Source organism: Ferrigenium kumadai, from assembly GCF_018324385.1.
In the GTDB taxonomy this organism is placed as follows: domain Bacteria; phylum Pseudomonadota; class Gammaproteobacteria; order Burkholderiales; family Gallionellaceae; genus Gallionella; species Gallionella kumadai.
On record NZ_AP019536.1, the window covers coordinates 2414154 to 2440707 of the forward strand.

23 protein-coding genes and 2 riboswitches are annotated in these 26554 nt (G+C 62.1%); of the genes, 16 read left to right on the forward strand and 7 right to left on the reverse strand.

The window, feature by feature from the left end; translation table 11 throughout:
* Positions 1-8 precede the first annotated feature (8 nt).
* The 6 genes from FGKAn22_RS11730 to FGKAn22_RS11755 all read left to right on the forward strand — a co-directional run bounded on the left by FGKAn22_RS11730 (position 9) and on the right by FGKAn22_RS11755 (position 4729).
* Entirely contained in the window at positions 9-377 is a 369-nt protein-coding gene (locus tag FGKAn22_RS11730) for a YidH family protein (RefSeq protein ID WP_212785815.1), read from the forward strand.
* A gap of 74 nt (positions 378-451) precedes the next feature.
* On the forward strand, positions 452-889 hold the full coding sequence (gene aroQ / locus FGKAn22_RS11735) for a type II 3-dehydroquinate dehydratase (protein ID WP_212785816.1): 438 nt from the start codon (positions 452-454) through the stop codon (positions 887-889).
* A gap of 17 nt (positions 890-906) precedes the next feature.
* Positions 907-1359 (forward strand): acetyl-CoA carboxylase biotin carboxyl carrier protein, encoded by a 453-nt coding sequence (gene accB, locus FGKAn22_RS11740; RefSeq protein ID WP_212785817.1) that lies wholly within the window; start codon positions 907-909, stop codon positions 1357-1359.
* Between the two features lie 53 nt (positions 1360-1412).
* Positions 1413-2768: an acetyl-CoA carboxylase biotin carboxylase subunit gene (accC, locus tag FGKAn22_RS11745; RefSeq protein WP_212785818.1), complete on the forward strand. Its 1356-nt coding sequence runs from the start codon at positions 1413-1415 to the stop codon at positions 2766-2768.
* Positions 2768-3661, forward strand: a complete 894-nt coding sequence (gene prmA, locus FGKAn22_RS11750) for a 50S ribosomal protein L11 methyltransferase (RefSeq protein WP_212785819.1) — start codon at positions 2768-2770, stop codon at positions 3659-3661. Before accC ends, prmA begins: the two co-directional genes overlap by 1 nt.
* Before the next feature lie 12 nt (positions 3662-3673).
* Complete coding sequence (locus tag FGKAn22_RS11755) at positions 3674-4729, forward strand: zinc-ribbon and DUF3426 domain-containing protein (RefSeq protein ID WP_212785820.1); 1056 nt, start codon at positions 3674-3676, stop codon at positions 4727-4729.
* 28 nt (positions 4730-4757) lie between these two features.
* On the opposite strand, the gene FGKAn22_RS11760 is transcribed toward FGKAn22_RS11755, so the two are convergent.
* Positions 4758-5168 carry a DUF3579 domain-containing protein gene (locus FGKAn22_RS11760; protein ID WP_212785821.1) on the reverse strand — a complete coding sequence of 137 codons (411 nt, stop codon included), beginning with the start codon at positions 5166-5168 and terminating at the stop codon, positions 4758-4760.
* Entirely contained in the window at positions 5165-7918 is a 2754-nt protein-coding gene (ppdK, locus tag FGKAn22_RS11765; protein ID WP_212785822.1) for a pyruvate, phosphate dikinase, read from the reverse strand. Before ppdK ends, FGKAn22_RS11760 begins: the two co-directional genes overlap by 4 nt.
* Before the next feature lie 270 nt (positions 7919-8188).
* On the opposite strand from ppdK, the gene FGKAn22_RS11770 reads away from it, so the two are divergent.
* From FGKAn22_RS11770 to FGKAn22_RS11795, 6 genes are all read left to right on the forward strand, one after another.
* Positions 8189-8701: a DUF2059 domain-containing protein gene (locus FGKAn22_RS11770; RefSeq protein ID WP_212785823.1), complete on the forward strand. Its 513-nt coding sequence runs from the start codon at positions 8189-8191 to the stop codon at positions 8699-8701.
* 138 nt (positions 8702-8839) lie between these two features.
* Positions 8840-8928: riboswitch (glycine riboswitch) on the forward strand.
* Positions 8929-9010: riboswitch (glycine riboswitch) on the forward strand. It begins immediately after the preceding riboswitch.
* 50 nt (positions 9011-9060) lie between these two features.
* On the forward strand, positions 9061-10140 hold the full coding sequence (gene gcvT, locus FGKAn22_RS11775) for a glycine cleavage system aminomethyltransferase GcvT (RefSeq protein ID WP_212787230.1): 1080 nt from the start codon (positions 9061-9063) through the stop codon (positions 10138-10140).
* A gap of 106 nt (positions 10141-10246) precedes the next feature.
* Positions 10247-10636: a glycine cleavage system protein GcvH gene (gcvH, locus tag FGKAn22_RS11780; protein WP_212785824.1), complete on the forward strand. Its 390-nt coding sequence runs from the start codon at positions 10247-10249 to the stop codon at positions 10634-10636.
* Positions 10637-10735: 99 nt separating this feature from the next.
* Positions 10736-13588: an aminomethyl-transferring glycine dehydrogenase gene (gene gcvP / locus FGKAn22_RS11785; RefSeq protein ID WP_212785825.1), complete on the forward strand. Its 2853-nt coding sequence runs from the start codon at positions 10736-10738 to the stop codon at positions 13586-13588.
* Positions 13589-13682: 94 nt separating this feature from the next.
* The gene (locus FGKAn22_RS11790) at positions 13683-13982 is read left to right on the forward strand and encodes a hypothetical protein (protein WP_212785826.1); all 300 of its coding nucleotides are present in this window, start codon (positions 13683-13685) and stop codon (positions 13980-13982) included.
* Positions 13979-14347 carry a diacylglycerol kinase gene (locus tag FGKAn22_RS11795; RefSeq protein ID WP_212785827.1) on the forward strand — a complete coding sequence of 123 codons (369 nt, stop codon included), beginning with the start codon at positions 13979-13981 and terminating at the stop codon, positions 14345-14347. Before FGKAn22_RS11790 ends, FGKAn22_RS11795 begins: the two co-directional genes overlap by 4 nt.
* Positions 14348-14362: 15 nt before the next feature.
* On the opposite strand, the gene FGKAn22_RS11800 is transcribed toward FGKAn22_RS11795, so the two are convergent.
* Positions 14363-14551: a hypothetical protein gene (locus FGKAn22_RS11800; protein ID WP_212785828.1), complete on the reverse strand. Its 189-nt coding sequence runs from the start codon at positions 14549-14551 to the stop codon at positions 14363-14365.
* Between the two features lie 13 nt (positions 14552-14564).
* Entirely contained in the window at positions 14565-17399 is a 2835-nt protein-coding gene (locus tag FGKAn22_RS11805) for a cbb3-type cytochrome c oxidase subunit I (RefSeq protein WP_212785829.1), read from the reverse strand.
* A gap of 156 nt (positions 17400-17555) precedes the next feature.
* Here FGKAn22_RS11805 and FGKAn22_RS11810 point away from each other — a divergent pair, with 156 nt between their 5' ends.
* The 4 genes from FGKAn22_RS11810 (at position 17556) to FGKAn22_RS11825 (ending at position 22743) form a co-directional block, all read left to right on the forward strand.
* A complete protein-coding gene (locus FGKAn22_RS11810) occupies positions 17556-20258 on the forward strand; it encodes a cation-transporting P-type ATPase (RefSeq protein WP_212785830.1) in 2703 nt (900 codons plus the stop codon).
* 191 nt (positions 20259-20449) lie between these two features.
* Entirely contained in the window at positions 20450-21388 is a 939-nt protein-coding gene (locus tag FGKAn22_RS11815; RefSeq protein ID WP_212785831.1) for a carbohydrate kinase family protein, read from the forward strand.
* Positions 21389-21391: 3 nt separating this feature from the next.
* Positions 21392-21862, forward strand: coding sequence for a hypothetical protein (locus FGKAn22_RS11820; protein ID WP_212785832.1), 471 nt, complete (start codon positions 21392-21394; stop codon positions 21860-21862).
* The gene (locus FGKAn22_RS11825) at positions 21862-22743 is read left to right on the forward strand and encodes a fructosamine kinase family protein (RefSeq protein ID WP_212785833.1); all 882 of its coding nucleotides are present in this window, start codon (positions 21862-21864) and stop codon (positions 22741-22743) included. The genes FGKAn22_RS11820 and FGKAn22_RS11825 overlap by 1 nt, the downstream gene beginning before the upstream one ends.
* A 96-nt stretch (positions 22744-22839) precedes the next feature.
* Here FGKAn22_RS11825 and FGKAn22_RS11830 read toward each other — a convergent pair whose 3' ends face one another.
* From FGKAn22_RS11830 to FGKAn22_RS11840, 3 genes are read right to left on the reverse strand one after another with little or no spacing between them, the layout of a single operon-like run.
* The gene (locus FGKAn22_RS11830) at positions 22840-24861 is read right to left on the reverse strand and encodes a TonB-dependent receptor plug domain-containing protein (protein WP_212785834.1); all 2022 of its coding nucleotides are present in this window, start codon (positions 24859-24861) and stop codon (positions 22840-22842) included.
* Between the two features lie 21 nt (positions 24862-24882).
* Positions 24883-25749, reverse strand: coding sequence for a citrate synthase family protein (locus tag FGKAn22_RS11835; protein WP_212785835.1), 867 nt, complete (start codon positions 25747-25749; stop codon positions 24883-24885).
* Positions 25746-26552 carry a citrate synthase family protein gene (locus tag FGKAn22_RS11840; RefSeq protein WP_212785836.1) on the reverse strand — a complete coding sequence of 269 codons (807 nt, stop codon included), beginning with the start codon at positions 26550-26552 and terminating at the stop codon, positions 25746-25748. The genes FGKAn22_RS11835 and FGKAn22_RS11840 overlap by 4 nt, the downstream gene beginning before the upstream one ends.
* Between the last annotated feature and the right edge of the window lie 2 nt (positions 26553-26554).

Consider the following 26554-nt stretch of genomic DNA (forward strand, 5'->3'; position numbering starts at 1 on the left):
AGGAAGCCATGTCAGACCTGAACGATCCGAGAGTGTTCTTCGCCGCCGAGCGGACACTGCTGGCCTGGAACCGAACCAGCCTCGCCCTGATGGCCTTCGGCTTCGTCATCGAGCGATTCGGACTGTTCGTTGCCATCCTCATGCCCCAGCAAGCATTGCCCCTGCAGCGCGGCCTCTCGTTCTGGACGGGACTGGCCTTCGTGGTACTGGGCGCGGCAGTCGCCGCCTACTCGACGGTGCAATTCCGCAAGGTTCTCAGGACGCTGAAGCCCGTCGAAATCCCGGATGGTTACCGGGTCAGCCCCGGCATCGTCACCAACCTGGCCGTCGCATTGCTGGGCATCGCCCTCACCGTTTACTTCTTTATGGGTGTCTAGCCCTCGATATCCTCCTTCGTGCAATTGCCGCGAAAAGGTAGACAAACCAACCCAATTTGCGGCAAACTGCGCGCATGAAAAACATCCTCGTACTGCATGGACCCAACCTGAACCTGCTCGGAACACGCGAGCCGGAGGTGTATGGTCGCGTCACGTTGGATGAAATTAACGAGAAATTAATGGCATTAGCGGGCGAGAACGGCGCAAACATGTTCTGCTTCCAGAGCAATGCCGAAGCAGCGCTGATCGAGCGGGTCCAACAGGCACGCAACGACGGCACACAGTTCATCGTCATCAATCCGGCGGCGTTCACCCACACCAGCGTAGCCTTGCGCGACGCGTTGGCGGCGGTGGGCATCCCTTTCATCGAAGTGCATCTTTCCAATGTGTTCGCGCGCGAGGCATTCCGCAAGGAATCGTTCTTCTCCGATCTCGCCGTCGGCGTGATCAGCGGCCTCGGCGCATCAGGTTACGAATCCGCAGTGCGTTATGCACTGAACCATAAAAACTAAATCTTTAGGAGGTCATCATGGATTTACGCAAGCTCAAGACACTGATCGAGCTGGTTGAAGGCTCCGGCATCGCCGAACTGGAAATCAGCGAGGGCGAAGAGCGCGTGCGCATCACCCGCACCGTAGCCGCACAACACATCGTCGCCCCAGCGCAGACCGTAGTCGCCGCAGCACCGGTGGCCGCCGCTCCCGCAGCCGCACCTGCAGCCGCGGCAGCCGCTCCAGCGGCGCCGGAAGGTCACATCGTGAAGTCGCCGATGGTCGGCACGTTCTACCGCTCGCCGTCCCCGGGCGCGAAGGCCTTCGTGGACGTCGGCCAGAGCGTAAACAGCGGCGACACGCTGTGCATCATCGAAGCGATGAAGCTGCTGAACGAGATCGACGCGGACCAGGGCGGCGTCATCAAGGCCATCCTGGTCGAGAACGGCCAGCCGGTCGAGTTCGGTCAGCCGCTGTTCGTCATCGGTTAATTCCGTCGCAGGCGCGCGCAAGCGCGCCTCATCCAGAGTCCGGAGCATCCAAAATGTTTGAAAAGATCCTGATCGCCAACCGCGGCGAGATTGCCCTCCGAATTCAGCGCGCCTGCCGCGAGCTGGGCATCAAGACTGTCGTCGTCCACTCCGAAGCGGACGCCGACGCGAAATACGTCAAGCTGGCCGACGAGTCGGTGTGCATCGGCCCTGCGCCGTCGAACCAGAGCTACCTGAGCATCCCTGCGATCATCAGCGCGGCCGAGGTCACCGATGCGCAGGCCATCCACCCCGGCTACGGCTTCCTGTCCGAGAACGCGGACTTCTCCGAGCGCGTCGAGAAGTGCGGCTTCGTCTTCATCGGCCCGCGCGCCGACACCATCCGCCTGATGGGCGACAAGGTCTCCGCCAAGGCGGCAATGAAGAAAGCCGGCGTGCCCTGCGTGCCCGGCGTGGACGGCGCATTGCCGGACAATCCTGCCGAGATCATCAAGATCGCGCGCACCATCGGCTACCCCGTCATCATCAAGGCGGCGGGCGGCGGCGGCGGACGCGGCATGCGCGTGGTGCACACCGAGGCCGCGCTGCTCAACGCCGTGACCATGACCAGGACAGAGGCAGCTGCAGCCTTCAACAACCCCATGGTCTACATGGAGAAGTTCCTGGAAAACCCGCGCCACATCGAGATCCAGATCCTGGCCGACCAGCACGGCAACGCCGTGTACCTGGGCGAGCGCGACTGCTCAATGCAGCGACGTCACCAGAAGGTCATCGAGGAAGCCCCGGCTCCGCTGCTGAACCCGCGCCTGCGCAACAAGGTCGGCGAGCGCTGCGCCGAAGCCTGCCGCAAGATCGGCTACCGCGGCGCCGGCACTTTCGAGTTCCTGTACGAAAACGGCGAGTTCTACTTCATCGAGATGAACACCCGCGTGCAGGTCGAGCACCCGGTCACCGAGATGATCACCGGCATCGACATCGTGCAGCAGCAGATCCGCATCGCCGCGGGCGAAAAGCTGCCGTTCAAGCAGCGCGACATCGAGTTCCGCGGCCATGCCATCGAGTGCCGCATCAACGCGGAACACCCGTACAAGTTCATCCCATCGCCCGGACGCATCACCTCCTGGCATGTGCCCGGCGGCCCCGGCATCCGCGTGGATTCGCACGTGTACGCCAACTACTTCGTGCCGCCGCACTACGACTCGATGATCGGCAAGCTCATCGCCTACGGCGACACGCGCGAGCAGGCCATGGCGCGCATGCGCACGGCGCTGTCCGAGATGGCGGTCGAAGGCATCGACACCAACCTCGCATTGCATCGCGAGCTGATGCAGGACGCCGCGTTCATGAACGGCGGCACCAGCATCCATTACCTCGAAGAGCGTTTGGCCGAACGCAGCAAGAGCAAGTAATGCCCTGGCTGACCCTCATCGCCGACACTGACGCGGAACACGCCGAGGCGCTGAGCGAAGCGCTGCTCGAACTGGGCGCGCTGTCGGTGGACCTGCTCGACGCTGACGCCGACACGCCGGACGAACAGGCGATCTTCGGCGAGCCCGGCGAACCGCCTCCCGGCGTGTGGCAGCACAACCGCGTCAGCGCCCTGTTCAACGACGACCAGGACGTTGCCGCGATCCTGCGCCAGGCAGCGAACAAGATCGGACTGAAGGACCTGCCCGAGCACCGCATCGAGACGCTGGCCGACAACGACTGGGTGCGCCTCACCCAGTCGCAGTTCGACCCCATCCCGATCTCGCCGCGCCTCTGGATCGTGCCGACCTGGCATACGCCCAGCGACCCGAACGCGATCAACATCGTGCTCGACCCCGGCCTCGCCTTCGGCACCGGCAGCCACCCCACGACGCGCCTCTGTCTGCGCTGGCTGGACAACAACATCAAGGGCGGCGAATCGGTGCTGGACTACGGCTGTGGCTCGGGCATCCTCGCCATCGCCGCACTCAAGCTCGGAGCTGCACGCGCCGTCGGCGTTGATGTAGACTCGCAGGCGGTGGTCGCGAGCCGCGACAACGCCGTCGCCAACCAGGTCGAGAACGTGCAGTTCTACATGCCGAACTATGCGCCCAAGGACACCTACGACGTGGTGGTGGCGAACATCCTGACCAACCCGCTGCGCATGCTCGCCCCCTTGCTGGCGAACGCAACGAGACAGGGCGGCCGCATCGTGCTTTCCGGGATACTCGAGGAGCAGGCGCAAGACGTGATGGATATCTACGCACAATGGTTCGACCTGGACGCCCCCGTGTTCGAGGACGGCTGGTCCTGCCTGTCGGGGACGAAACGCTAGGAGGCGTCACGCATGGACGGCACCACGCTCTGCCCCCACTGCAACACCCGCTTCAAGATCGCCGAGGCGCAACTGGAAGCGCACCACGGCATGGTGCGCTGCGGGCACTGCCTGCAGGCGTTCGACGCCCGTCCCGGCTTCATCCCAGACGAACCCATTCCCCAACTCGAACTGCCGATACTGGAAGAAGCGGCTCCGCAGCCTGAGTCGCACGCCGTTGAGGAAGTGTCCATCCAAGTTCCTGCCGAAGAGGTGGTCCGCGACGAGGTGGATGAGCTCCTGAGCGCGGCCGGGTTCCCGGAACCGCTGACGCAGGAAGAACCGGCATCTCCGCAACCCGAAACCACAGTCGACATCTCGACCGCCCCCACGACGGAAGAGATCGCCGAAGCGGCGGCGGCACCGACAGAAGCCACAGACCACGAGACGCTGGACTTCCTCGAGGCGGTCACCGCTGCGCAAAGCGAAGCCGGGCACGACGAACTGAAAGTCCACCACGAAGGGGAAGCATCACAGCCGATGACGCTGGCCGAACGGGTCGCCATCGTCGAGGAAGAGACTGAAGAATCCCAGCCGCGAAAGAAGCTCATCTGGCCTTGGGCCGTGAGCGCATCGCTGCTGACCATCGTGTTACTGGCACAGGCCGCCTACTTCTTCCGCGTCGAACTCGCCGCGCGCATGCCCGGCCTGAAGCCCGCGCTGATTGCCTGGTGCCAGCCGCTCAAATGCGAAGTGCCGCTGCCGCACAACAACGAACTGATGGGCATCGAATCGTCCGACCTCGAGGCCGACCCGGCACATGGGAACCTCATTACGTTGCATGCGCTGCTGCGCAACCGTGCGTCTTATGCGCAAGCCTTCCCCGAGCTGGAACTCACGCTGAACGACATCGACGACAAGGCGCTGGCGCGTCGCGTGTTCCGCCCCGCCGACTATCTGCCTCCAGTCGAAAAGGAACAGATCGGCCTGCTGCCCAACCATGAACTCGTGGTCAAACTGCGCCTCGACGTCGGCGACCTCAAGCCGACCGGATATCGGCTGGTGCTGTTCTACCCTGCAGTGAATTGAACTTCCGAAGCCGGACAGCCGCCCGCGGCTAGCTCCTGATGTATTCGCGGCGCTCCTGGATGGCCGGATAGGAACCGGAAACGCTACCGATGCGCCCGGAACGGACCTTCAGTTTATTTTCTTGAACGAATTGCTGAATCGTCTGATACGCAACGGGATCATCCTTTGCCAGGCCGGCAGACATGATCACCGCCGGCAATCCGCCGATAACCGCGGGATGCAGATAGTTGGAGTAAACGACACGATTCCCCTGCCCCTGATCTGCAATCAGGCCACAAAGCCTGTCTCCCCAACCGGGTACATTGAACGGCTCACCTTCGGTGGTCATTCCGAGAATCACAAACTCGGTCAAGCTGCTCAGCATTTTTTCCCCTTTATTGATCGATACAGCCAAGGGGAGAATGTTGGCAAAGAAACTGGTTCCCAGCAAGCCGCTCAAGCGTTATTTTTCAACGCCGCATGCGCGGCCGAGAGCCGGGCGATGGGCACGCGCGGCGCCGAGCAGGAGACATAGCTGAGTCCGATGCGGTGGCAGAAACCGATGGAAGCGGGATGCCCGCCGTGCTCGCCGCAGATGCCGATCTTCAACTCCGGCTTGACCTCACGTCCCCAGTTGACGGCCAGCTCCATCAGCTTGCCGACCCCTTGCGTATCCAGCACCTCGAACGGGTTGTCGCGCAGGATCTTCACCGCGTTGTACATCGGCAGGAACTTGTTCTCGGCATCCTCGCGCGAGAATGAGAACGTCGCCTGCGTGAGGTCGTTGGTCCCGAAGCTGAAGAAATCCGCCTCCTCGGCCAGCTTGTCGGCACGCAGGCAGGCGCGCACGACTTCGATCATGGTGCCGAACTTGAAATCCAACTGCTGGCCTGTGGAAGCCTCAACCTGTTGCCGGAGGTCATCGACGAACGTCCTCACCGCCTTCAGTTCTTCCGAGGTGCAGACCTGCGGCACCATGATCTCCGGATGGTTGGCGATACCGCGCCGCGTGCATTCCGCCGAGGCCTCGAGGATGGCGCGGATCTGCATGGAATATATCTCCGGGAAGGTGATACCCAGGCGCACGCCGCGGTGTCCCAGCATGGGATTGACCTCATGCAGCGAGCGCACCTTTTTCAGGATGGCCTCTTTTTTCTCGATGGCTGCATCCACCACGCCCGAGTCGGCCAATGAACTGATTTCGTGCATCGCCGCATCGCCCGGCGGCAACAGGCGAATCGTGTCGATCAGGATATCCACGCCGCGGGCCGTGCTGCGCAGCTGGCGCAGATGTTCGAGCTCGGCCACTAGTTGCGACTCGGTCGGCAGGAACTCGTGGATGGGCGGATCGAGCAGGCGTATGGTCACCGGGCGCGGCGACATCACTTCGAACAGCGCCTGGAAATCGCTGCGCTGGATCGGCAACAGCTTGTCCAGCGCCTCCTGCCGCTGTTCCAGCGTGTCCGCGACGATCATCTCCAGCACGATGGGCAGCCGATCTGCGGCATTGAACATACGCTCGGTGCGGCACAGGCCGATGCCCGTCGCGCCGTAGCTCAGGGCGCGTTGCGCATCCTGCGGACTGTCGGCATTCGCCATGACTTTCAGCCTCGCCGCCTGGTCGGCCCAGGAAAGCAGGGTCCGCAGATCATCGGTGAATTCGGCCTCCACCATGGGCACCGCGCCCAGATAGATATCGCCGGTGGTGCCGTCGATGGTGATGAGGTCGCCTTCCCGGATCACCGTCTCGCCGATGGTCGCCTTGCGCGCCTGCGTATCCACGTGGATGCCCTCGGCACCCGCGACGCAGGGCTTGCCCATGCCGCGCGCCACCACCGCCGCGTGCGAGGTCTTGCCGCCGCGGCTGGTCAAGATTCCCTGCGCGGCGAAGAAGCCGTGGATGTCCTCCGGCTTGGTCTCCTCGCGCACCAGGATCACCAGCTGTCCGCTGTGGCCCATCTCTTCGGCGCGGTCGGCATCGAACACCGCGCGCCCGCAGGCCGCGCCGGGCGAGGCGGGCAAGCCCTTGGCCAGGGAGATCGCCCCGTGTTTCGGATCGAGACGGGGGAACAGCATCTGCTGCAGCACCTCGGGGTCGATGCGCAGCAGCGCCTGCTCCTTGCTGATCAGGCCGCTCTCGGTCATCTCAACCGAGGTGCGTACCATGGCGTGCGCGTTCATCTTGCCGTTGCGCGTCTGCAGACAGTACAGCGTGCCGCGCTCAATGGTGAACTCGAAATCCTGCACCTCGTGGTAGTGGCTCTCCAGCTTGTCGCGCAACTCGACCAGTTGCCGGTGCAGGTCCGGCATCTCCTCGGCCATGCGCGCGATGGGCTTGGGTGTGCGGATGCCCGCTACGACGTCCTCGCCCTGCGCGTTCACCAGATATTCGCCGAACATCTGGTTCTCGCCCGTTGCCGGATTGCGCGTGAAGCCCACGCCGGTGGCCGAATCGAAGCCGCGGTTGCCGAACACCATGGTGCACACGTTGACCGCCGTGCCGTTGGCCATCTCCGGCGTGATCTTGAACTCGCGCCGGTAGTCCACGGCGCGTTTGCCCATCCAGGAATTGAACACCGCCTGGATGGCGATCTCGAGTTGCTCGTAGGGATCTTCCGGGAAAGGCTTGCCGGTATGGCCGTGCACCGCATCGAGGAACAGATCGGTGACCTCGCGCAGGTTGTCCGCGGTGAGCGCGATGTCTTCCATCGCGCCCTCGCGCTGCTTGATGGCCTCGAAGGGCTCCTCGAACAGCGAGTCGGGCATGCCCAGCGCGACCTTGCCGAACAACTGCACGAAGCGGCGATAGGCATCGTAGGCGAAGCGCTCGTCATCCGTCTGCCAGATGAGGCCCTGCAGCGTCTGGCTGTTGAGCCCGAGGTTGAGGATGGTATCCATCATGCCCGGCATGGACATGGCCGAGCCGGAACGCACCGACACCAGCAGCGGATTGTTCAAGTCGCCGAAACCCTTGCCGGTCGCCTGCTCCAGCTGCGTCATGTGATTGCGCACCGCATCCATCAGGCCTTCAGGCAGCTTGTGCCCGGCATCCAGATAGTCGAGGCAGGCCTCGGTGGTGATGGTGAAACCCGGCGGCACGTTCAGCCCGATCTGCGTCATCTCGCACAGATTCGCGCCCTTCCCGCCCAAGAGTTTCTTGTTCTTGCCATCACCCTCCGCAAAGGAGTAGACGAATTTCTTCTGGTTCATGACGCGCCCTCCGAAACTATCGATTCAAGAAGCACACACGGTTGCCTATTGCAGGCGAGGAAGCATGCTAGCAGCTTTCTTCTTGGCGGGGAGTACCTTGAATGCCCTACTGCTCGAGCTAAAACATGGGCGAACTGCTGCTCGAGAATATATAGGCCGTTTGGCATATTGACCGGCTGTCAGTGGGCAGGTACGGTGCGGGAGGCAAAAAATCGGCGGCAACAAGAAGCGAAGCTGCCCCATTAACTCAACAATTCAGGAGGAGTCGTAATGCGTTTTTTTGGAATCGGACTTTTTTGCGTGCTACTTGGTCTTCAACCGGCCATGGCAGCGGAGGCGCCGGCGAGCGAAGCATCGGTACGAGAGTTGATTGAAGTAACTCAAGCGAAAAACATGTTTGATAGTCTTATGGCACGAATGGATGCCATTTTCCAAACTTCGATGAATCAGGCACTCGCTGGACAGACTCCCACGGCCGAGCAGAAGAAAATTATGGTTGAGATGCAAAGCAAAATGGTTTCTGTCTTCAAAGAGGACATGAAATGGGAAAGCCTGGAACCGATACTGATCGACATATACCGTAAGTCGTTTACTCAAAACGAGCTGAATGACATGCTCACTTTTTACAAGTCCAAGGCAGGTCAGGCTATGCTGGCCAAGATGCCAATCGTTATGCAGAACTCTATGCAGGCAATGCAGGGGCGCATGGCGATAATGATGCCGAAGCTACAGCAAATCCAACGCGATGCGATCACACAACTTAAAGCGTCTCAGAAGAAATGATGCCATAGGCCACTGCCTGTTCTAGTGGCCTTCGCACCGGCAGCAAGAAAAAAGTATCTTGCTGCCCCCGGCGAAGTTGTCTTTCCCATGCGCAGAAATCTTGTCCGCCCAATCTCTTTGGGTATAATCCCCCTGCCGTTCAGACCGATGGGAGAGAGTGCTGATTTTTGGCACCGCCGAAGGCGCAACACCCGCAACCGCTCAGGCTCAAGAACTATCGGGACAGGCAAATCTGGAGAGCGTCATTTAGTGACCACCGAAGGGGCAGGCGGTAATCCGTAATCTCTCAGGTACCAAGGACAGATGGGGCGAAGCAGCGATGGCTGCTTCGCCTTTTTTATTCCAGAGAGAACAATATGATGCTCAAAAAGACTCCTTTGAATGCAGCCCACCGCGCCATGGGCGCGAAGATGGTGGATTTCGGCGGCTGGGACATGCCGGTGAACTACGGCTCGCAGATCGACGAGCACCACCAGGTGCGCAACGATGTCGGCATGTTCGACGTGTGCCACATGCGAGTCGTCGATGCGAAGGGCGACGGCGTGCGCGCCTTCCTGCGCTACCTGCTGGCGAACAATGCCGACAAGATCACCATCCCCGGCAAGGCGCTCTACTCCGCCATGCTGCGCCCGAACGGCGGCGTGATCGACGACCTCATCATCTACTTCATGAGCGAGCAGTGGTTCCGCATCGTGGTGAACGCGGGCACGGCAGACAAGGACATCGCTTGGATGAAGGAACAGGCCGCGACACACGCGCCCAGCCTGACCATCACTTCGCGCGACGATCTGGCGATGGTCGCCATCCAGGGCCCGAACGCGCGCGCCAAGGTGTGGCAGGTGCTGCCGCAGACCAAGGCCGCGACCGAGAAGCTGGTGAACTTCCAGGCCGCCGACTGCGGCGAGTACTTCGTGGCGCGCACCGGTTACACCGGCGAGGACGGCTTCGAGGTGATGCTGCCGAAGGAGAAGGTAGAGGAATTCTGGTATGCGCTGAACAAGGCGGGCGTGCCGCCCATCGGCCTCGGCGCGCGCGACACGCTGCGCCTTGAGGCGGGCATGAACCTCTACGGCCAGGACATGGACGAGAGCGTGGGCCCGCTGGAATCCGGCCTCGGCTGGACCGTTGACCTGAAGAGCGAGCGCGACTTCATCGGCAAGGCGGCGTTGCTGGCGAACCCGCCGAGCAAGCAGCTGGTCGGCCTCGTGCTGTTGGACCGCGGCGTGCTGCGCGGCCACCAGAAGGTATTCACCGCGCAAGGAGAAGGCGAAATCACCAGCGGCAGCTTCTCGCCCACACTGGAAAGATCCATCGCGCTGGCACGCGTGCCGAACAGCGTGAAGATCGGCGACACCGTGCAAGTGGAGATTCGCGACAAGAAGCTGAACGCGCAAGTGGTAAAGTACCCGTTCGCGCGCAACGGCAAGGGTTTGATTTAAAGATGTAGGTCGGGTTAGCGATTTCATCGCGTAACCCGACATTGCACAACGTCGGGCTACGGCTACGCCTAACCCGACCTACGAATTAACTAAAGGAGAACACGACATGAGCAACCCCGCAGACCTGAAGTACACCGAATCCCACGAGTGGGTCCGAACCGAAGCCGACGGCTCCATCACCATCGGCATCACCCAGCATGCCCAAGAGTTGCTGGGCGACATGGTGTTCGTCGAGACACCTGCCGTCGGCCGCAAGGTCAAGGCCAAGGAAGAAGTCGCCGTGGTCGAGTCCGTGAAGGCCGCCGCCGACGTGTACGCGCCGGTGTCCGGCGAGGTGACCGCGGTGAACAGCGAGCTGGACAGCGCTCCGGAAGCGATCAACGCCGACCCATACGGCGCGTGGATGTTCAAGATGAAGCCGGATAACGCCGCCGACGTCGCGGCGCTGCTGGATGCGACCGCGTACCAGGCTGTGGTCGACAGCGAAGCACACTAACAGGATCCGGGATTCAGGATACGGGAGACAGGGAAAACCTTCTCCTCACCCTGAGTTCCGCATCCCTTCCTGAATCCTGTATCCCGGATCCCGAATCCTATGTCAGATCAATTTGTGAATCGCCATAACGGCCCGAGCGCGCAGGACGTTCAGTCCATGCTGAAGAAGATCAATGCGCCCTCACTCGATGCGCTGATCGACCAGACCGTTCCCGCGGTCATCCGTTTGAAGCAGCCGCTGAACCTGCCGGAAGGCATGAGCGAACATGCGTATCTTCAGCATCTGCGCGGCATCGCGGCGAAGAACAAGTTGTACAAGAGCTACATCGGACTGGGTTATTACGACACCGTGCTACCCCCCGTGATCCAGCGCAACGTGCTGGAGAACCCCGGCTGGTATACCGCCTACACGCCCTACCAGGCCGAGATCGCGCAGGGCCGCCTGGAGGCGCTACTGAACTTCCAGACCATGATCATGGACCTGACCGGCATGGAGATCGCCAACGCGTCCCTGCTGGACGAGGCGACCGCCGCCGCCGAAGCGATGACCATGATGCACGGCCTGCGCTCGCGCGAAGACACCGCCGCTGGCAAGAATTGTTTCTTCGTGTCGCACGAATGTTTTCCGCAGACCATCGAGCTGCTGAGGACGCGCGCGAAACCGCTGGGCATCGAACTGGTGATCGGCGACTTCAAGACTGTCACGCTGAGCGACAAGATGTACGGCGCGTTGCTGCAGTATCCGACCGCCGACGGCACGGTGCATGACTACGCCGACTTCGTCGCGCGCGCCAAGGCCAACGGCATGACCATCGCGGTCGCGGCCGACATCCTGAGCCTGGTGCTGCTCACGCCGCCGGGCGAATGGGGCGCGGACATCGTGCTCGGCTCCAGCCAGCGCTTCGGCGTGCCGATGGGCTACGGCGGCCCGCATGCGGCGTACTTCGCCTGCCGCGACGCCTACAAGCGCTCGATGCCCGGCCGCATCATCGGCGTGTCGGTGGATGCCGACGGCAACCCCGCGCTGCGCATGGCGCTGCAGACGCGCGAACAGCACATCCGCCGCGAGAAGGCCACTTCCAACATCTGCACTGCGCAGGCATTGCTGGCGATCATGGCCGGCATGTATGCGGTGTATCACGGCGCGGATGGCCTGCGCGGCATCGCCGAGCAGGTGCATCGCTCCACTGCTGCGCTGGCAGCTGAACTGAAGAAGCTCGGTTACACCGTCGCCGAAGGCGTGTTCTTCGACACCCTGAAGCTGATGCACACCGACAACGTGAAGATCCACACGCTCGCCGACGCGGCATGCATCAACTTCCGCTACACCGGCGACGGCCTGAGCATCTCGCTCGACCAGACCACTTCGGTGGATGACCTCAACGCCATCCTTGCCGTGTTCGCGCAGGCCGCGGGCAAGGCGGCACCGACCATCACCGCAGCCCAGTTCGATGCCCAAACATTACTGGTGAAGCCGCGCCAGTCGGCCATCCTGAGCCACCCGGTGTTCAACAGCTACCATTCCGAAACGGAGATGATGCGTTACATCAAGCGTCTGGAGAACAAGGATCTGTCGCTGACGCACTCGATGATCTCGCTGGGCTCATGCACCATGAAGCTGAACGCGGCATCCGAGATGCTGGCGCTGGCCTGGCCCGAGTTCGCCGGACTGCATCCCTTCGTGCCGATGGAACAGGCTGCGGGTTATCAGGAGATCATCGCCGGACTGGATGCAGCATTGTCCGAAATCACCGGCTTCGCGCAGATGAGCTTCCAGCCCAACAGCGGCGCGTCCGGCGAATACGCCGGCCTGTTGGTGATCCAGGCGTACCACCGTTCGCGAGGCGAAGCGCAGCGCAACGTGGTGCTGATCCCCTCGTCCGCGCACGGCACGAACCCGGCCAGCGCGGCGATGTGCGGCATGGACATCGTAGTGGTGAAGTGCGACGCCAGGGGCAACATCGACGTGGAAGACCTGCGCGCGAAGGCCGAGGAACACAAGGACACGCTTTCCTGCCTGATGGTGACCTACCCCAGCACGCACGGCGTGTATGAGGAAAGCATCAAGGACATCACCGCCATCATCCACGCGAACGGCGGACAGGTGTACATGGACGGCGCGAACATGAACGCGCAGGTCGGACTCACCAGTCCCGGCAACATCGGTGCGGACGTGTGCCACCTCAACCTGCACAAGACCTTCGCCATCCCGCACGGCGGCGGCGGGCCGGGCGTAGGCCCGATCGGCGTCGCGGAACACCTCACGCCCTTCCTGCCTTCGCACCCCGTGGTGAAGACCGGCGGCGCACAAGGCATCCACGCGGTGTCGGCCGCGCCCTACGGCAGCGCGCTGATCTTGCTGATCTCCTACGGCTACATCAGGATGATGGGCGGCAAAGAACTCACCGAAGCGACGAAGATGGCCATCCTCAACGCCAACTACATCAAGGAATCGCTGAAGGACCATTACGCTACGCTGTACAGCGGCAGCAACGGCCGTTGCGCGCACGAGATGATCCTCGACTGCCGCGAGTGGAAGAAGGAAGGTGTGGAAGTCGCGGACATCGCCAAGCGCCTGATGGACTTCGGATTCCACGCCCCTACCACTTCCTTCCCGGTGGTGGACACGCTGATGGTCGAGCCGACCGAGAGCGAATCGAAGGCCGAGCTGGACCGCTTCTGCGCCGCGATGATCGCCATCCGCAAGGAGATCGACGAAGTCGTTACCGGCAAGGTGGACAAGAAGGACAACATCCTCAAGCACGCGCCGCACACCGCGAAGTCGGTATGCGCCAACGAGTGGGACCGACCCTACTCGCGCGAACAGGCTGCGTTCCCGCTGCCCTGGGTGCGCGACAACAAGTTCTGGCCCGCGGTCGCACGCGTGGACAACGTGTACGGCGACAAGCATTTGGTGTGCTCCTGCCCGCCGGTCGAGTCCTACGGCGCCTAAGTAGCTCGGCTATGCTGTGATCCGGCATGGCCGCTGTTTTTTCACCGGTCAGCGATGCTATAGTTCGCGACCAAAACTACGAATGTCTTCAAGCATGAATCTGCACAAGCAAATCATCGGCATCAGCTGGATCTCCTTCGGGGCGCTGGTCCTTTCCCTGATCGTGCTGAGCTTCAACGCCGGCAAACCCATGATGGTCGCCCTCGGCATCGCGGAAGGCTCGCTCTTCGTTGGCGCCGGCTTCGCGTTGCTGGCGAACCTGCGCAATTCTTCCTGGGTCTGTCTGCCCTGCTCGGCGCTGTCGCTGTTCTCTTTCCCCATCGGCACTGTGCTGGGTATCTACTACCTGTGGTATTACTTCAAGGTGGAAAAGGTCCCGCAGAAAAAGGAATGAGCAATCCGAACAAACATCCTCGCGGCCTGTTGCACGCCTGGCATTCGTCCCTGACCGCGCTCGCCGGATTGCGCGACGCGTGGCAGCACGAGGATGCCTTCCGCCAGGAATTGTTTGTCGCCGCCATCGCCATTCCCGTCGCACTGTTCCTGCCCGTTTCGAATGTCGGCAAAGCCCTGCTGGTCGGCAGCATCCTGCTGGTGCTGATAGTCGAGCTGCTCAACTCCGCAATCGAGGCTGCGGTGGATTTCGCCTCGCTGGAACGCCACCCGCTCGCGAAGCGCGCCAAGGACGTCGCCAGCGCGGCGGTGCTGCTGAGCATCGTGAATGCGGCGGTCGTGTGGGTTCTGGTGCTGTCGGCCTGAATCCGCAGTTCGATTTCAGGCCGGCGGTGACCAGTTCGCGATAAGGTAATACACACCCCAGAGCACCAGGACTACTGCAACACCCCAGAGCCACAACGGAACATGGCCGTGCCTCTCCTCGATGCCCGAAACCCCGTAGGAATAAACGGATTCCTGCTGGTCTCCATGATTCGGCTTGTCGCCAGTTCCCTTGTTCTGTTCCATCGGTCGTTCCCTTTCATTGAACCGCCGCTTCGATCCCGCCCTTTGCGGCTGCGGCCGAGATGTCCTGCCATAGCTTGAGGCGCGCTTCATGCACCTTGACGCCGGACAGCCCCGCCCGCTGCAACTCATTCATGTGCGCCTCGACGCGCAACGACTGGATGAAATGCACCACATCCCACACGTCCTGCGGACTCAGATTCGTGGCAAAAGCGGGCATCGGCGTACCGCCGACGCCGTTCATCACAGCCAGGAACAGGTGCCGCCCGTCGTGGCCGAGCTTGACGCCGCCGGGTGCGCCCGCGGGCAGCGTGTAATCGGCCGGCATCACCTGGTTGCCCCAAGTGTCCGTCAACCCCGCCGCCGCGACGCCGTCGCCGTGTCCGTTCTCGCCGTGGCAGAACGCACAGATAGTGGAATACAGTTCATGTCCATGATTGATGGACTGCATGCTGACCTCGGGCTCCGGCGGCACGGCAAGCGGAGCCTTCATTTCCTCGGTCAGCCAGCGCATGGAGAAGGTCTTGATGAACTGGATCACGGCCATGCGCTGTTCCGCCGAAATGTCGTACCAGGGCGGCATGGGCGTGCCCCACAGGCCGTGGCTGATGGTGACGAAGAGGTCTTGGTCGGTGGGCAGCGCGTCGTCGCCCGGCGTGGAATGGAACTTGAAGATGCCCGTGGTGAAATTGCGCGGCTTGATGCCGAGCTGCGCCGCGGACGGCCCCTTGCCGTCGCCTTCGGCGCCGTGGCAGCCGATGCAGCGCCGCTGGTAGACCTGCTCGCCGAGCTTCAGCAGTGCCTCTTTGTCAGCGGTAGACGTCTGTGCCGAGTCGCCCGCACTCAGGCGCGTGGGGGCGAAAGTCTCGCGCCAGTCGCCGATGTTGGTGCCCAGCCGCTGGATGTAGGCGAGCAGCGCCTTGCCGTCGTCGTTGTATTCCGGCACGCCGCCCTTGCCGGTTTCGAACAGCCAGGGGAAGCGCGGCATCACCGAATCGGGCACCACGTGGCGCGGGTCCCAATGGTGTGCGGCATGCCAGTCGTCGCCGTATTTGCGGCCGATACGGGTGAGGTCCGGGCCGATGCGCCGCGTGCCCAGCATCTGCGGCTGGTCCCAGGCGTATTCGCCCGCCTGAGACAGCGGCCCCCAGCGCATCGTCTCGCCGGTGACGGGGCGGATGTATTGGGAATGGCAGTACCAGCACCCTTCGCGGATGTACACCTGGCGTCCGTGTTTTTCCAGCGGCGTGTAATTGGCGGCGCGGATCGGCATGCCGGTCGCCACATCCTGGACCTGGTTGCTGGTCGCCTCCATGGTCATGCTGGGCATGATGCCCTGCATCAGCACGGCGGCGGCAAAGAAGCCCAGTCCTGCCACGAGGAACACCGCCGACGGCTGGGCCAGCCAATCCTTGTGCTCGCCCGCAGGCTTGACTTCGAGCCGCAGGCCGACCTCGGCGTAGGGTTCCTCGAACGGCTTGCCGTATCGCGCGGTGCAATAGAAATTCACCATCATCAGCACCAGCCCGATGTCCATGGTGGCGCCCGCCAGGGTGCGCGCCACCCACCACGGTTTCATCTCCTTCACCGTATCGACGAAGTTCGCGCCGTATTCGAGCATGCTGCCCTGGATGAAGCCCTGCGCCGCCAGGCCGATGAACATCAGTGCTGAACCGGCGATGGTCAGCCACAGATGCCAGCTCGCGAGCTTCGCGCTCCACAGTTGGCGGCCGGTCACGCGTGGCCACACGTAGTACATGCCGCCGACCACGCCGATGACGAAGGTGCCGAATATCGTGCCATGCGAATGGCTGATGACGAAGTCGCTGAAATGGGTGATCTCCTGCATGCGCCGCAACGCCTCAGTCGAGCCCTGGAAGCAGGCCAGGAGGTAATACAGCGCGGAGAGCAGGATGAACTTGGCGGAATAGTGATCGGCGGTATTGCCGCCGATGATCTCGCCCCAGTAACCTTTCGCGGTGCCGAAGATGTTGGTGACCACGGCCCACACCGGGACGATCAGCATCATGCTGGTCATGATCGAGATGGTCTGGTGCTGATAGGGGATGGGACTGAACACGTAGTGGTGCAGCCCGACGAATGGATAGAACAGCGCAAGGCTCCAGAAGCCCAGCAGCGAGATGCGATGGCTGTACAGGGCGTTCTTCGCCGCCAGAGGCATGAAGTAGTACATTACGGCCAGCCCCGCCGGAGTGATCCACAGGCCAACCACATAGTGGATGTACAGGCCGTGCAGCGTGGTATTGCTGATGCCCGACATGGGCAGATAAGGCAGGATGACGCCGCCGAGAATCAGGTTCAGCAGCGTCCACACCAGCGCCGCCATGACGTACCACAGCGCCACATAGAATCCCGCTTCCTTGCGTCGGAAGATGGTGGCCAGCACCTGATACGTGACGACAGCCAGCACGGCGTAGCGCAGGATGTTGGCGGGCCACGGATACTCCGCCGCCTCGAAGCCGGAGTTGTAGCCCATCAGCAGCGAGAGCGAGCCTGCGATGAGGAATAGGTTCCAGCCATACAGCGTCCACCAGCCAAGACGTTCCGCTACCATCGGCCGTCCGCACAGCTTGGGCACCATGTAATACAACAGCCCGAGCAAGGGCGCGGAAAACGCACCGAAGATCACTCCGTTGACGTGAACCGGACGCAAGCGCCCGAACGTCAGCCAGGAAGTCTCGCCGAGGAATGTGGGGACATTGAACTTGATGGAAACCAGCAGGCCTATCAGCGGGAAAACGGTCGACCACACCAGCCCCCAGGCCAGCCAGGCCCTGACCAGTTCTCGGTTGACCAGCGGAGTACCCTGGGCATTATTTGCGACAATCATTCGCACCTCCATTCGTGTGCGAATGTAGCCTAGCCCCCCTACCGCACGGATACCGGATTCCCTGTATTTTCGAGCGCAATGCAGGGTAGTTGATGTCACACCGGTTCGTTGTACTATGACTGGAAGCTGTCTTATCGAACTGGAAATGGAACCGATATGAACATCGACGCAACGGCGCAATCCAAAACCGAGTGGCACAACCTGCCGGCACAGGAAGTGTTGCGCGAACTGAACGCGGATCATGCGGGGCTGACGCTGGACGAGGCGTCACGACGCCTGCAACAACACGGCCCGAACCGCCTGCCCGCCGCGCCGCGCGATAGCCTCGCGGTGCGTTTCGCGCGCCAGTTCGACAATGCGCTGATCTACGTGCTGCTGGCTTCCGCCGCCATCACCGCGCTGCTCAACCACTGGGTGGACTGCAGTGTGATTGTCGGCGTGGTTCTGATCAACGCCGTCATCGGCGTGATTCAGGAAGGCAAGGCGGAACGCGCCATGGACGCCATCCGCAACATGCTGTCACCTACCGCCACGGTGCTGCGCGAAGGGCGGCGGCGCGAGATTCCCGCCGAGCAGGTGGTGCCCGGCGACGTGGTGCTGCTTGCCTCGGGCGACAAGGTTCCCGCCGACCTGCGCCTGATCGAGGCACGCCAATTGCGGGTCGAGGAAGCCGCACTGACAGGCGAATCGGAAGCAGTGGAGAAAAACATCGCAGCGGTGAACGCAAAAACCGTGGTCGCCGACCGCCGCTGCATGGCCTACTCAGGCACGCTGGTCGTGTACGGCCAGGCACGCGGAGTCGCCGTCGCTACCGGCAGCGCGACCGAGATCGGACACATCAGCAGCCTGATCTCGGCGGTGGACCGGCTGGAGACGCCACTGCTGCGCCAGATGACGCGCTTCGGCCAGCAACTGACCTGGGCCATCCTGCTGCTGGCTGTGCTGACCTTCCTGTTCGGCGTGTGGGTGCGCAGCTACGGCTGGTCGGAGATGTTCTTCGCCGCCGTGGGGCTCGCGGTCGCTGCGATACCGGAAGGCCTGCCCGCCATCATGACCATCGTGCTGGCCTTCGGTGTGCAGCGCATGGCGCGTCGCAACGCCATCATCCGGCGTCTGCCGGCAGTGGAGGCGCTGGGCTCGGTGACGGTGATCTGCTCAGACAAGACCGGTACGCTGACCAGGAACGAAATGACCGTGCAGCGCATCATCACCGCCGGAAAGACGTTCGAGGTCAGCGGCAGCGGCTATGCGCCGCGCGGCGGTTTTGCCATCGACGGACGCGAAGTGTCCGTGGGGACCTACCCCGAACTGCTCGAACTGGGACGCGCCGCGTTGCTTTGCAACGATGCCACGCTGCACCACGATGACGGTGAATGGGTAGTGGAAGGTGATCCGACCGAAGGAGCGTTGCTCACCCTGGCGGCAAAGGCCGGACTGGATCTGACCTTCGAGCGAGAAGCGCTGCCGCGTACCGACCTGATCCCGTTCGAGTCTCAACACCGCTTCATGGCCACGCTGCATCACGACATGGAGGGGCATGGTTTCATCTTCCTCAAGGGCGCGCCGGAACAGGTCATGGAAGTGTGCGTCGCCGAGCGTGCCGATGGAGAAGATAAACCGCTCCATCATGCCTGGTGGCAACAGGCCATGCAGGATGCCGCACGCCAAGGCTTCCGTTTGCTTGCGGTGGCGATGCGCCCTACCGCAGACACGCAACGCAACCTGGACTTCACCGACATGCGGGGCGGCTTCGCACTGCTCGGCGTGTTCGCCATCGCCGACCCGCCGCGCGACGAAGCGATCCGCGCGGTCGCCCACTGCAAGGCGGCCGGCATCCACGTCAAGATGATCACCGGCGACCACCTCGACACCGCGCGCGCCATCGGCGCACGCTTCGGCCTGTCGTCGGAACGTGTGTTATCCGGCAGCGACATCGAGCAGATGAGCCCGGACGAACTGCGCCGCGCGGTGACCGAGGCGGAGATCTTCGCGCGCGCCAGCCCGGAACATAAACTCGCGCTGGTGCAGGCGCTGCAGGCCAACGGCGAAGTGGTGGCGATGACCGGCGACGGCGTGAACGACGCACCCGCGCTGAAGCGCGCCGATGTCGGCGTGGCGATGGGGCGCAAAGGGACTGAGGCAGCAAAGGAGGCGGCCGAGATGGTGCTGGCCGACGACAATTTCGCCTCGATCGCCGCGGCAGTGGAAGAGGGACGCACCGTCTACGACAACCTGAAGAAGTCCATCGTGTTCGTCCTGCCCACCAACGGCGGCGAAGCAGCCGTGATCATCGCGGCGATCCTGCTCGGCCTGACCCTGCCGATCACGCCGGTGCAGATCCTGTGGGTGAACATGGTCACCGCCATCACGCTGTCGCTGGCCCTGGCCTTCGAACCTCCCGAGTCCGGCGTGATGCGCCGTCCGCCCCGCTCGACATCCGAGCCGCTGCTCAATGGGTTCCTGCTGTGGCGCATCCTGTTCGTCTCGCTCCTGATGGTGGCAGGCTCGCTGGGCTTCTTCCTCTGGGAGCAGGCGCGCGGAGCCAGCATCGAGGCGGCGCGCACAATGGCGGTTAACGCGCTGGTGATGGGCGAGATCTTCTACCTGTTCAACTGCCGTTTCCTGCTCGCGCCTTCCTGGAACTGGCGCGGATTCACCCAGTCGCGCCCGGTGCTCGTCTCCATCCTCTGCGTCGTGTCGCTGCAGGCGCTGTTCACCTACGCTCCGCTGTTCCAGAAAATGTTCGGCACCGTCGCCCTCGACGGGGCGGCATGGTGGCGCATCCTGCTGTTCGGCGCGCTGCTGTTCGTGATCGTGGAAACGGAGAAATTGTTGTTCAGGAGACGGCAGCGCCGTTAACCGGTCTGGCTAAGCCATCCCGCTGCCGTGCGCGTCGAATGTCTGCTTGAGTTGTCCGAGAAAGGCGCGGCGATGATCGATCGGCAGCAGGCAGTGACGGCCACCAGCGTCAGGAGAAGCATTCGGGCCGCTAGCCTCGGCGGTGCTGGATGTTACAATTCGCACCTCTCAATTCAGCCAAGGTTTACGCGATGCACACCCTGATTTGCGGTTCGATGGCCTACGACACCATCATGGTGTTCCCCGACCAGTTCAAGAAACACATCCTGCCCGAGCAGATCCACATCCTCAATGTCGCCTTCCTGGTGCCCGAGATGCGCCGCGAGTTCGGCGGCTGCGCCGGCAACATCGCCTACAACCTCAAGCTGCTGGGCGGCGACCCGATGATCATGGCGACGGTGGGCGATGACTTCTCCACCTACGCGCTGCGCCTGCAGAAGCTCGGCCTTTCGCAAGCCTACATCCGCCACATCTCCGGCAGCTATACCGGTCAGGCGTTCATCACCACCGACCTCGACGACAACCAGATCACCGCCTTCCATCCCGGCGCGATGAGCTTTTCCGAGCAGAACAGCGTCGGCGATGCGAGCAACGTCAGCCTCGGCATCGTCTCTCCTGACGGGCGCGAAGGCATGTTGCAGCACGCGCGCCAATTCCATGAAGCGGGTATCCCCTGGGTGTTCGATCCAGGCCAGGGCATGCCGATGTTCGGCGGCGATGAGCTGCTGCGTTTCGTCGAGCAGGCCGACTACGTGACGGTGAACGATTACGAAGCACAACTGTTGCAGGACAAGACCGGCAAGAAGATCGAGGAACTCGCCAAGGGCACGCGCGCATTCATCGTCACGCGCGGCGGCGAAGGCTCGACCATCTACGCCGACGGCAAGGAGATCGTCATCCCCTGCGCCAAGCCCACGGCGGTGATCGACCCGACCGGCTGCGGCGACGCCTATCGCGCCGGCCTGCTGCACGGCATCCAGCAAGGCTGGGACTGGGAAACCACCGGGCGCCTGGCCTCGCTGCTCGGCACCATCAAGATCGCCAGCCGCGGCGGCCAGAACCACGCGCCGACCAAGGACGAGCTCAAGGCGCAGTTCCAGCAGCACTTCGGGTTCGCCGTGCCGCTGTAAGCCATGCGCAAACTGCTGCTCATCGTCGCCCTGCTGCTCGCCGGTTGTGCCGGCGGCCCGGGAGGAATCGGCAGCCGTGCCGCCGAGGCGCCCAAGGAAGTCGTCAAGCTGGGCGTGATCGAGAGCGTCACGCCCATCGAACTGGATGCGAGCTCCTATGCTGGCGCGAACGTCGGCGGCGTGTTCGGCCAGGTCGGCGGTGCCAGCGGCGGCGGACGCGGAGGGGTGGTCGGCTCGATACTGGGCGGCGTGGTCGGCAGTACGCTGGGGCAACAGGCGGGCATCGCCACCACGCCCGGCCTCGAGATCTGGGTCAAGCTGGACGAGACCGGCAAGAGCACCTACGTGATGCAGCCCGGCAAGCCCGATGCCTTCCGGGTCGGCGACCGCGTGCGCGTGGTGAGCAAAAAAGGGGAAACACTCGTCGAGCCGATTCCCGTCACCGAAACGCCGAAAGATTCCCCCAAGCCCTGATGACGGACTGGTCGCGCATCTCGGCGGCAATCACCTCTGCAAGCGGAAAACCATTCAAGCTCGCCAGCCGTCACGCAAATGGCGGTGGCTGCATCAACGAGGCGTACACGCTTGATGGCGAAGATGGCACTCGTTACTTCGTCAAACTCAACGATGCGCGGCATCACTCCATGTTCGTCGCGGAAGCCGCGGGACTCGAAACGATCGCCGCGACGAATACCCTCCGCGTGCCGCAACCAATCGCACACGGCACCGCCGGACGCCAGAGCTATCTGGTACTGGAACACCTCGACCTGAACGGACGCGGCAACGCAAGACAGCTCGGCGAGCAGCTCGCCGCGCTGCACCGCAGCACTTCAAACCGATTCGGCTTTCCACAGGACAATTTCCTCGGCACCACGCTGCAACCGAACGGCTGGACAGGCGACTGGGTGCCGTTCTGGCGCGAACACCGACTGGGCTTTCAGTTGCAGCTTGCGGCAGAGAACGGCTACGGCGGGAATCTGCAGCGCTTGGGCGAAAAACTGCTGGACGCCCTGCCCGCTTTCTTCACCGGATATGCACCACAACCGTCGCTGCTGCACGGCGATCTGTGGAGCGGCAACCATGCATTTCTAGCCGACGGCATGCCGGTGATCTTCGACCCCGCGCCCTACTACGGCGACCGAGAATGCGACCTCGCGATGACGGAACTGTTCGGCGGCTACGGCGGGGATTTCTATGCTGCCTACCGCGCCACGTGGCCACTGGATGTGGGTTATGCGGTGCGCAAGGAGCTGTACAACCTGTACCACATCCTCAACCACACCAACTTGTTCGGCGGCAGCTATGCGAGGCAGGCGGAGCAGATGATGCAAAGGTCACTGGCTGCGATCGGCTGATCGGTAGTTAACAACGGTAGGGAGCTCGCCTGTCGCGTGCGGCAGGCGAGCTCTTCAAAATGAATTTGGCCGTGCAGTTTGGTACGTCAGCGTCCCTTAGATATCGAGCTGGAGCTGGATGTAAAAGGCGCGTCGGGGAAGCGGCAGGTCGGAAGGCATCCCCGCCGATCTGAAGGTGGGTTCCCATGCCTTACGATCGAACAGGTTGGTCACCATGGCGCGCGCGTCCCATCCGTCGGCGAATTTCTCGCGCCGCAAGATCAAATCCACCGTGGTGTAATCGGGAACCTTGGCCCGAGCATCGCCCGGTTCACGCATCCTGCTTGCCACATGGTTGATCGTGGTACCGACCTGCCACAGCGGAATGAAGCGCCAGTCGGCCCGCGCGAACAGACGGCGATGCGGCGCCATGCCCGCATCCTGCCCGGTGGCCTGATCAGTGGAATGCTGCAAGGAAAAACTGCCGGTCAGCCGCAGATTGTTCGTCGCATCGAACGTGGATTCCAGTTCCAGGCCTCGCCCGGTCTGATCGCCCGCATTCTGATACACCGCCGCAACAGGCAGGATGATATTGCGCATGCGGTAACGGAAAAAATTCAGATTGTTTTGCAGCGCAGCGACAGGTTGCCAGGAAAACGCCAGTTCATCGGTGGTGATGGTCTCCGGTCTGAGATTGGGACTGCCGATCACGACCGGATTGTTGATGTTGTACAGCTCCGCAAAAGAGGGGGCGCGGAAAGCCGTCCCGTGCATCGCCTTGACCACGACGTTGTAGTCCGCATCCCATACCAGGGCCAGGCGCGGATTGGTGGTGCCGCCGAAATCGGAATACCTGTCGTGCCGTACGCCTGCGGTCAGGGTCCAGTCCTTTGCGAGACTCCACTCATCCTGGACGAATGCATAGGACACGTTGCGTTTGTGCGGCAACAAATAGACCAGGGCCGGATTGCCTGTCGCATCTACCAGACCGGGCAGCGGAGCGAATGCCGCATTGTAGTTTTTGAGCTCCGTCGTTTGATACAAATCCTCGACTCGATGACCTATACCGACACGCACCCGATGCTGCTCAAAACCGTTGTAAAAAGCTGAAATGCTGGCATGGGTGTGGCGCTCGGCATGTCCGGGGTTGCCGATCATCCCATTGGGGAAACCGGGGATGGCCCCGGGCGGAAACAACATGTAGGGGGGATCGCCCTTTTCCTTGTTGTCGTAATAACCGGCGACTCCGGATATATCCCAATCCTTCGCCCAATTGGCTTGCTCATAACTCAGGTCGAGATACGTTCTGGACGAGTGCCCGCGCGAGTTCGGATCCAGACTCCCGGCAAGCCCCCCGCCCATACCAACTTCTCTATCTTGATAACCCGCGCGAACGCGCCACGCCTCACTGGACAGATCGGCACGTGCATCGACCGCCTTGCGTCCCGCACTGATCGGACCGGCGGTATTCAGGGCATCCCCCTGAACGATGCCCTTCTGTCCATCGGTATTCCCCGTGCGAAGATAGAAGGCGGCATCCAGCATCCCCAGCTTGCCGCCGTGTTGTACCCATGCATCGCGGCTGTTGAAACTACCGGCACGCCCCCCCACTTCAGTGCCGTTGATATCTTCCGCCGTCTTGGTGATGACATTGATCACGCCCGAAAAGGCATCTGCGCCATAGAGCGCAGACCCCGGCCCGCGGATCACCTCGATGCGCGCCACATTCTCCAGCGGCATGCCGCCCCAAAGCTGGCTGCGATCTCCCCAAAACACGTTCGTGATAGGGATGCCGTTGACCAGCATCAAGACTTGCGGGTTGTAGCGGGTATGAATGCCTCGAAAGCTGTAGATCGGATTCATGCCGACATGAACCATGGAAACATGCAACCCCGGCACGCTTTCCAATGCCTGGTCCAGGTCTGCTGCGCCCATGGCCTCGATGTCACGGGAAGTGATCACGGTGGCTACCGCAGGTGCGCGTGTGATGGGTTGCCGGCTTCCCGTCGCGATGCTGACGGTGGATTTGTCGCCGTAGGCCAGCGCCAGATCGTCTTCTTCAGAAGGTTGCGCTGCAACTGTACCGGCCCAGGCTAAAACCAGAAAGGTATAGAGCGCTTGACGATGTAATGTTTGCATAGCGGAACTTCCCCCTGATCGTTACCGGTTACTGATTGTTTTTTTATGATCGGCACTTTTTGCCGATTCTTTTCTGCCTAGCCAACTTCGCTTGGATTCTCCCTCATACAAAATGTCGGCACAAGGAATTGGGTACAACGTACCTTCCGGGCGATCAGATGCCTCAACATAACACGGCTGCATTCCGGCCAGAAATGCCGGAAACATGAACAAATAGTACTCACGTGGCGTGAGTCCAATATCGGCTCCTAGTGCAGCGACCAATGCTGCATAGTTCATTTTCATGCGCCACCGTCCGCTGAGTAAAGTTTCTTCGATAGCGAAGGCGAGGCGCAAATGCGGTCCCTGATCTAGCCCCAGGCTTTGAGCCAGAGCCAGCAAGTGACGGTTACGCTCGTCGCCGTTGACAAGTGGGCGGCCATAACCAGCGATGCTGCGATGACACTCCAATTCTTTCCGGATACATTCGGTAAGGTCGCCCCCCTCTTCCAACTCCCGCCGGGTGCGGATGAGAAAGTCTATGGCTCGCATGTCGATACCGCGTCCATATATGGATGCTTCCGATACTGCCAGTGCCGCTGCGACCCCCAGGTTGCCGGTGCTGCGAGAGCTGCCTGCCAATGCCGCAACACGGTTGTTCCACAGGCGAACATCCGGATAACTGGTATAGGTCCAGATGGAATGCATCAACCGCAATTGTTCCTTGGTAAAGCGACGGTTGGTGATGCCGAAGACGTAAAGTTCGACCCAGTCCATGTCCTTCAAATCGGCATGCAGGTCGTGTCCGCGAAAGATCACATGGCTGCCGGGATAGAAAGTCCCCATGCGGCTCTTCAGCACGCCGACGTTTTCCTGCAACAAATCGGGGCCGTTGGTGCGTGCGCTCATGCCGTCTCCTTGATGGATTCGTTTTCCAGTTCTACAGTGCCGAATGGGAATTTTTTATACCCGAGGGGACGCTGTTCCAGCGCATGGGCCGCCGCACCGGGCAGGCGCAACAGCAGATGCAGCATTTCGCCTTGTTCGGGACTGAAACCCAGATCGGCAAAAGCGGCCGCAGCGACGCCGGACAGGGCGAGAGGGCAGCCCGCTGCGGCTTCCATCGCCGACGAATTCTGCTGTAGCCATGGCAGGTATGCTCCCGAACTGCAGCTGGCGAGACAGGAGAGCGTCTGCTTCACTGAAGTGGCAGTGCTGACACCATGAGGATCGAAGCCCGGAGGATGTTCCTGTGCCGGCCAGATGCTGCCGGGAATCGCAGTTTGTTCAGCCAGCCGCTGACGCCAGGCATCGAGATCAGTGCCGCATTCCGCCCAGCCTTCCATCGCCAGGAATACCTCATGGCCTCCGGCCAGTTGACCGGCGCCTACTGCCAGCGCGGCCATCAGCGATGAGGCCGCGGTCGAACCGCATACGCCGCCGCACATGGCAGCATGCACCGAAGCATCTCGCGGGCCGGGATTGGCCAATGCCACGGCCAACGCCTCAAGCAGATCCGCCTGCGATGCCGTTGGCGCTTCGTTACGGAACAACAGGTAAAGCATCTCGACCCAGCGCGCATGCCCCAGCATCTCGCCGTAAACATCATAACCCCGGCAGTAAGCGGCTCGGGTGGCGAAGGGATTGTCATGTTCCGGCTCTTCGCGCCAGATGCGGCTGCGAATTGTGTGTGGTTTTTCCGAGTTACTCATGC

Coding starts and splice junctions, on each gene's coding strand:
- FGKAn22_RS11730 (WP_212785815.1), top strand. CDS start 9: ATGTCAGACCTGAACGATCCGAGAGTGTTCTTCGCCGCCGAGCGGACA.
- aroQ (WP_212785816.1), top strand. CDS start 452: ATGAAAAACATCCTCGTACTGCATGGACCCAACCTGAACCTGCTCGGA.
- accB (WP_212785817.1), top strand. CDS start 907: ATGGATTTACGCAAGCTCAAGACACTGATCGAGCTGGTTGAAGGCTCC.
- accC (WP_212785818.1), top strand. CDS start 1,413: ATGTTTGAAAAGATCCTGATCGCCAACCGCGGCGAGATTGCCCTCCGA.
- prmA (WP_212785819.1), top strand. CDS start 2,768: ATGCCCTGGCTGACCCTCATCGCCGACACTGACGCGGAACACGCCGAG.
- FGKAn22_RS11755 (WP_212785820.1), top strand. CDS start 3,674: ATGGACGGCACCACGCTCTGCCCCCACTGCAACACCCGCTTCAAGATC.
- ppdK (WP_212785822.1), bottom strand. CDS start 7,918: ATGAACCAGAAGAAATTCGTCTACTCCTTTGCGGAGGGTGATGGCAAG.
- FGKAn22_RS11770 (WP_212785823.1), top strand. CDS start 8,189: ATGCGTTTTTTTGGAATCGGACTTTTTTGCGTGCTACTTGGTCTTCAA.
- gcvT (WP_212787230.1), top strand. CDS start 9,061: ATGCTCAAAAAGACTCCTTTGAATGCAGCCCACCGCGCCATGGGCGCG.
- gcvH (WP_212785824.1), top strand. CDS start 10,247: ATGAGCAACCCCGCAGACCTGAAGTACACCGAATCCCACGAGTGGGTC.
- gcvP (WP_212785825.1), top strand. CDS start 10,736: ATGTCAGATCAATTTGTGAATCGCCATAACGGCCCGAGCGCGCAGGAC.
- FGKAn22_RS11790 (WP_212785826.1), top strand. CDS start 13,683: ATGAATCTGCACAAGCAAATCATCGGCATCAGCTGGATCTCCTTCGGG.
- FGKAn22_RS11795 (WP_212785827.1), top strand. CDS start 13,979: ATGAGCAATCCGAACAAACATCCTCGCGGCCTGTTGCACGCCTGGCAT.
- FGKAn22_RS11800 (WP_212785828.1), bottom strand. CDS start 14,551: ATGGAACAGAACAAGGGAACTGGCGACAAGCCGAATCATGGAGACCAG.
- FGKAn22_RS11805 (WP_212785829.1), bottom strand. CDS start 17,399: ATGATTGTCGCAAATAATGCCCAGGGTACTCCGCTGGTCAACCGAGAA.
- FGKAn22_RS11810 (WP_212785830.1), top strand. CDS start 17,556: ATGAACATCGACGCAACGGCGCAATCCAAAACCGAGTGGCACAACCTG.
- FGKAn22_RS11815 (WP_212785831.1), top strand. CDS start 20,450: ATGCACACCCTGATTTGCGGTTCGATGGCCTACGACACCATCATGGTG.
- FGKAn22_RS11820 (WP_212785832.1), top strand. CDS start 21,392: ATGCGCAAACTGCTGCTCATCGTCGCCCTGCTGCTCGCCGGTTGTGCC.
- FGKAn22_RS11825 (WP_212785833.1), top strand. CDS start 21,862: ATGACGGACTGGTCGCGCATCTCGGCGGCAATCACCTCTGCAAGCGGA.
- FGKAn22_RS11830 (WP_212785834.1), bottom strand. CDS start 24,861: ATGCAAACATTACATCGTCAAGCGCTCTATACCTTTCTGGTTTTAGCC.
- FGKAn22_RS11835 (WP_212785835.1), bottom strand. CDS start 25,749: ATGAGCGCACGCACCAACGGCCCCGATTTGTTGCAGGAAAACGTCGGC.
- FGKAn22_RS11840 (WP_212785836.1), bottom strand. CDS start 26,552: ATGAGTAACTCGGAAAAACCACACACAATTCGCAGCCGCATCTGGCGC.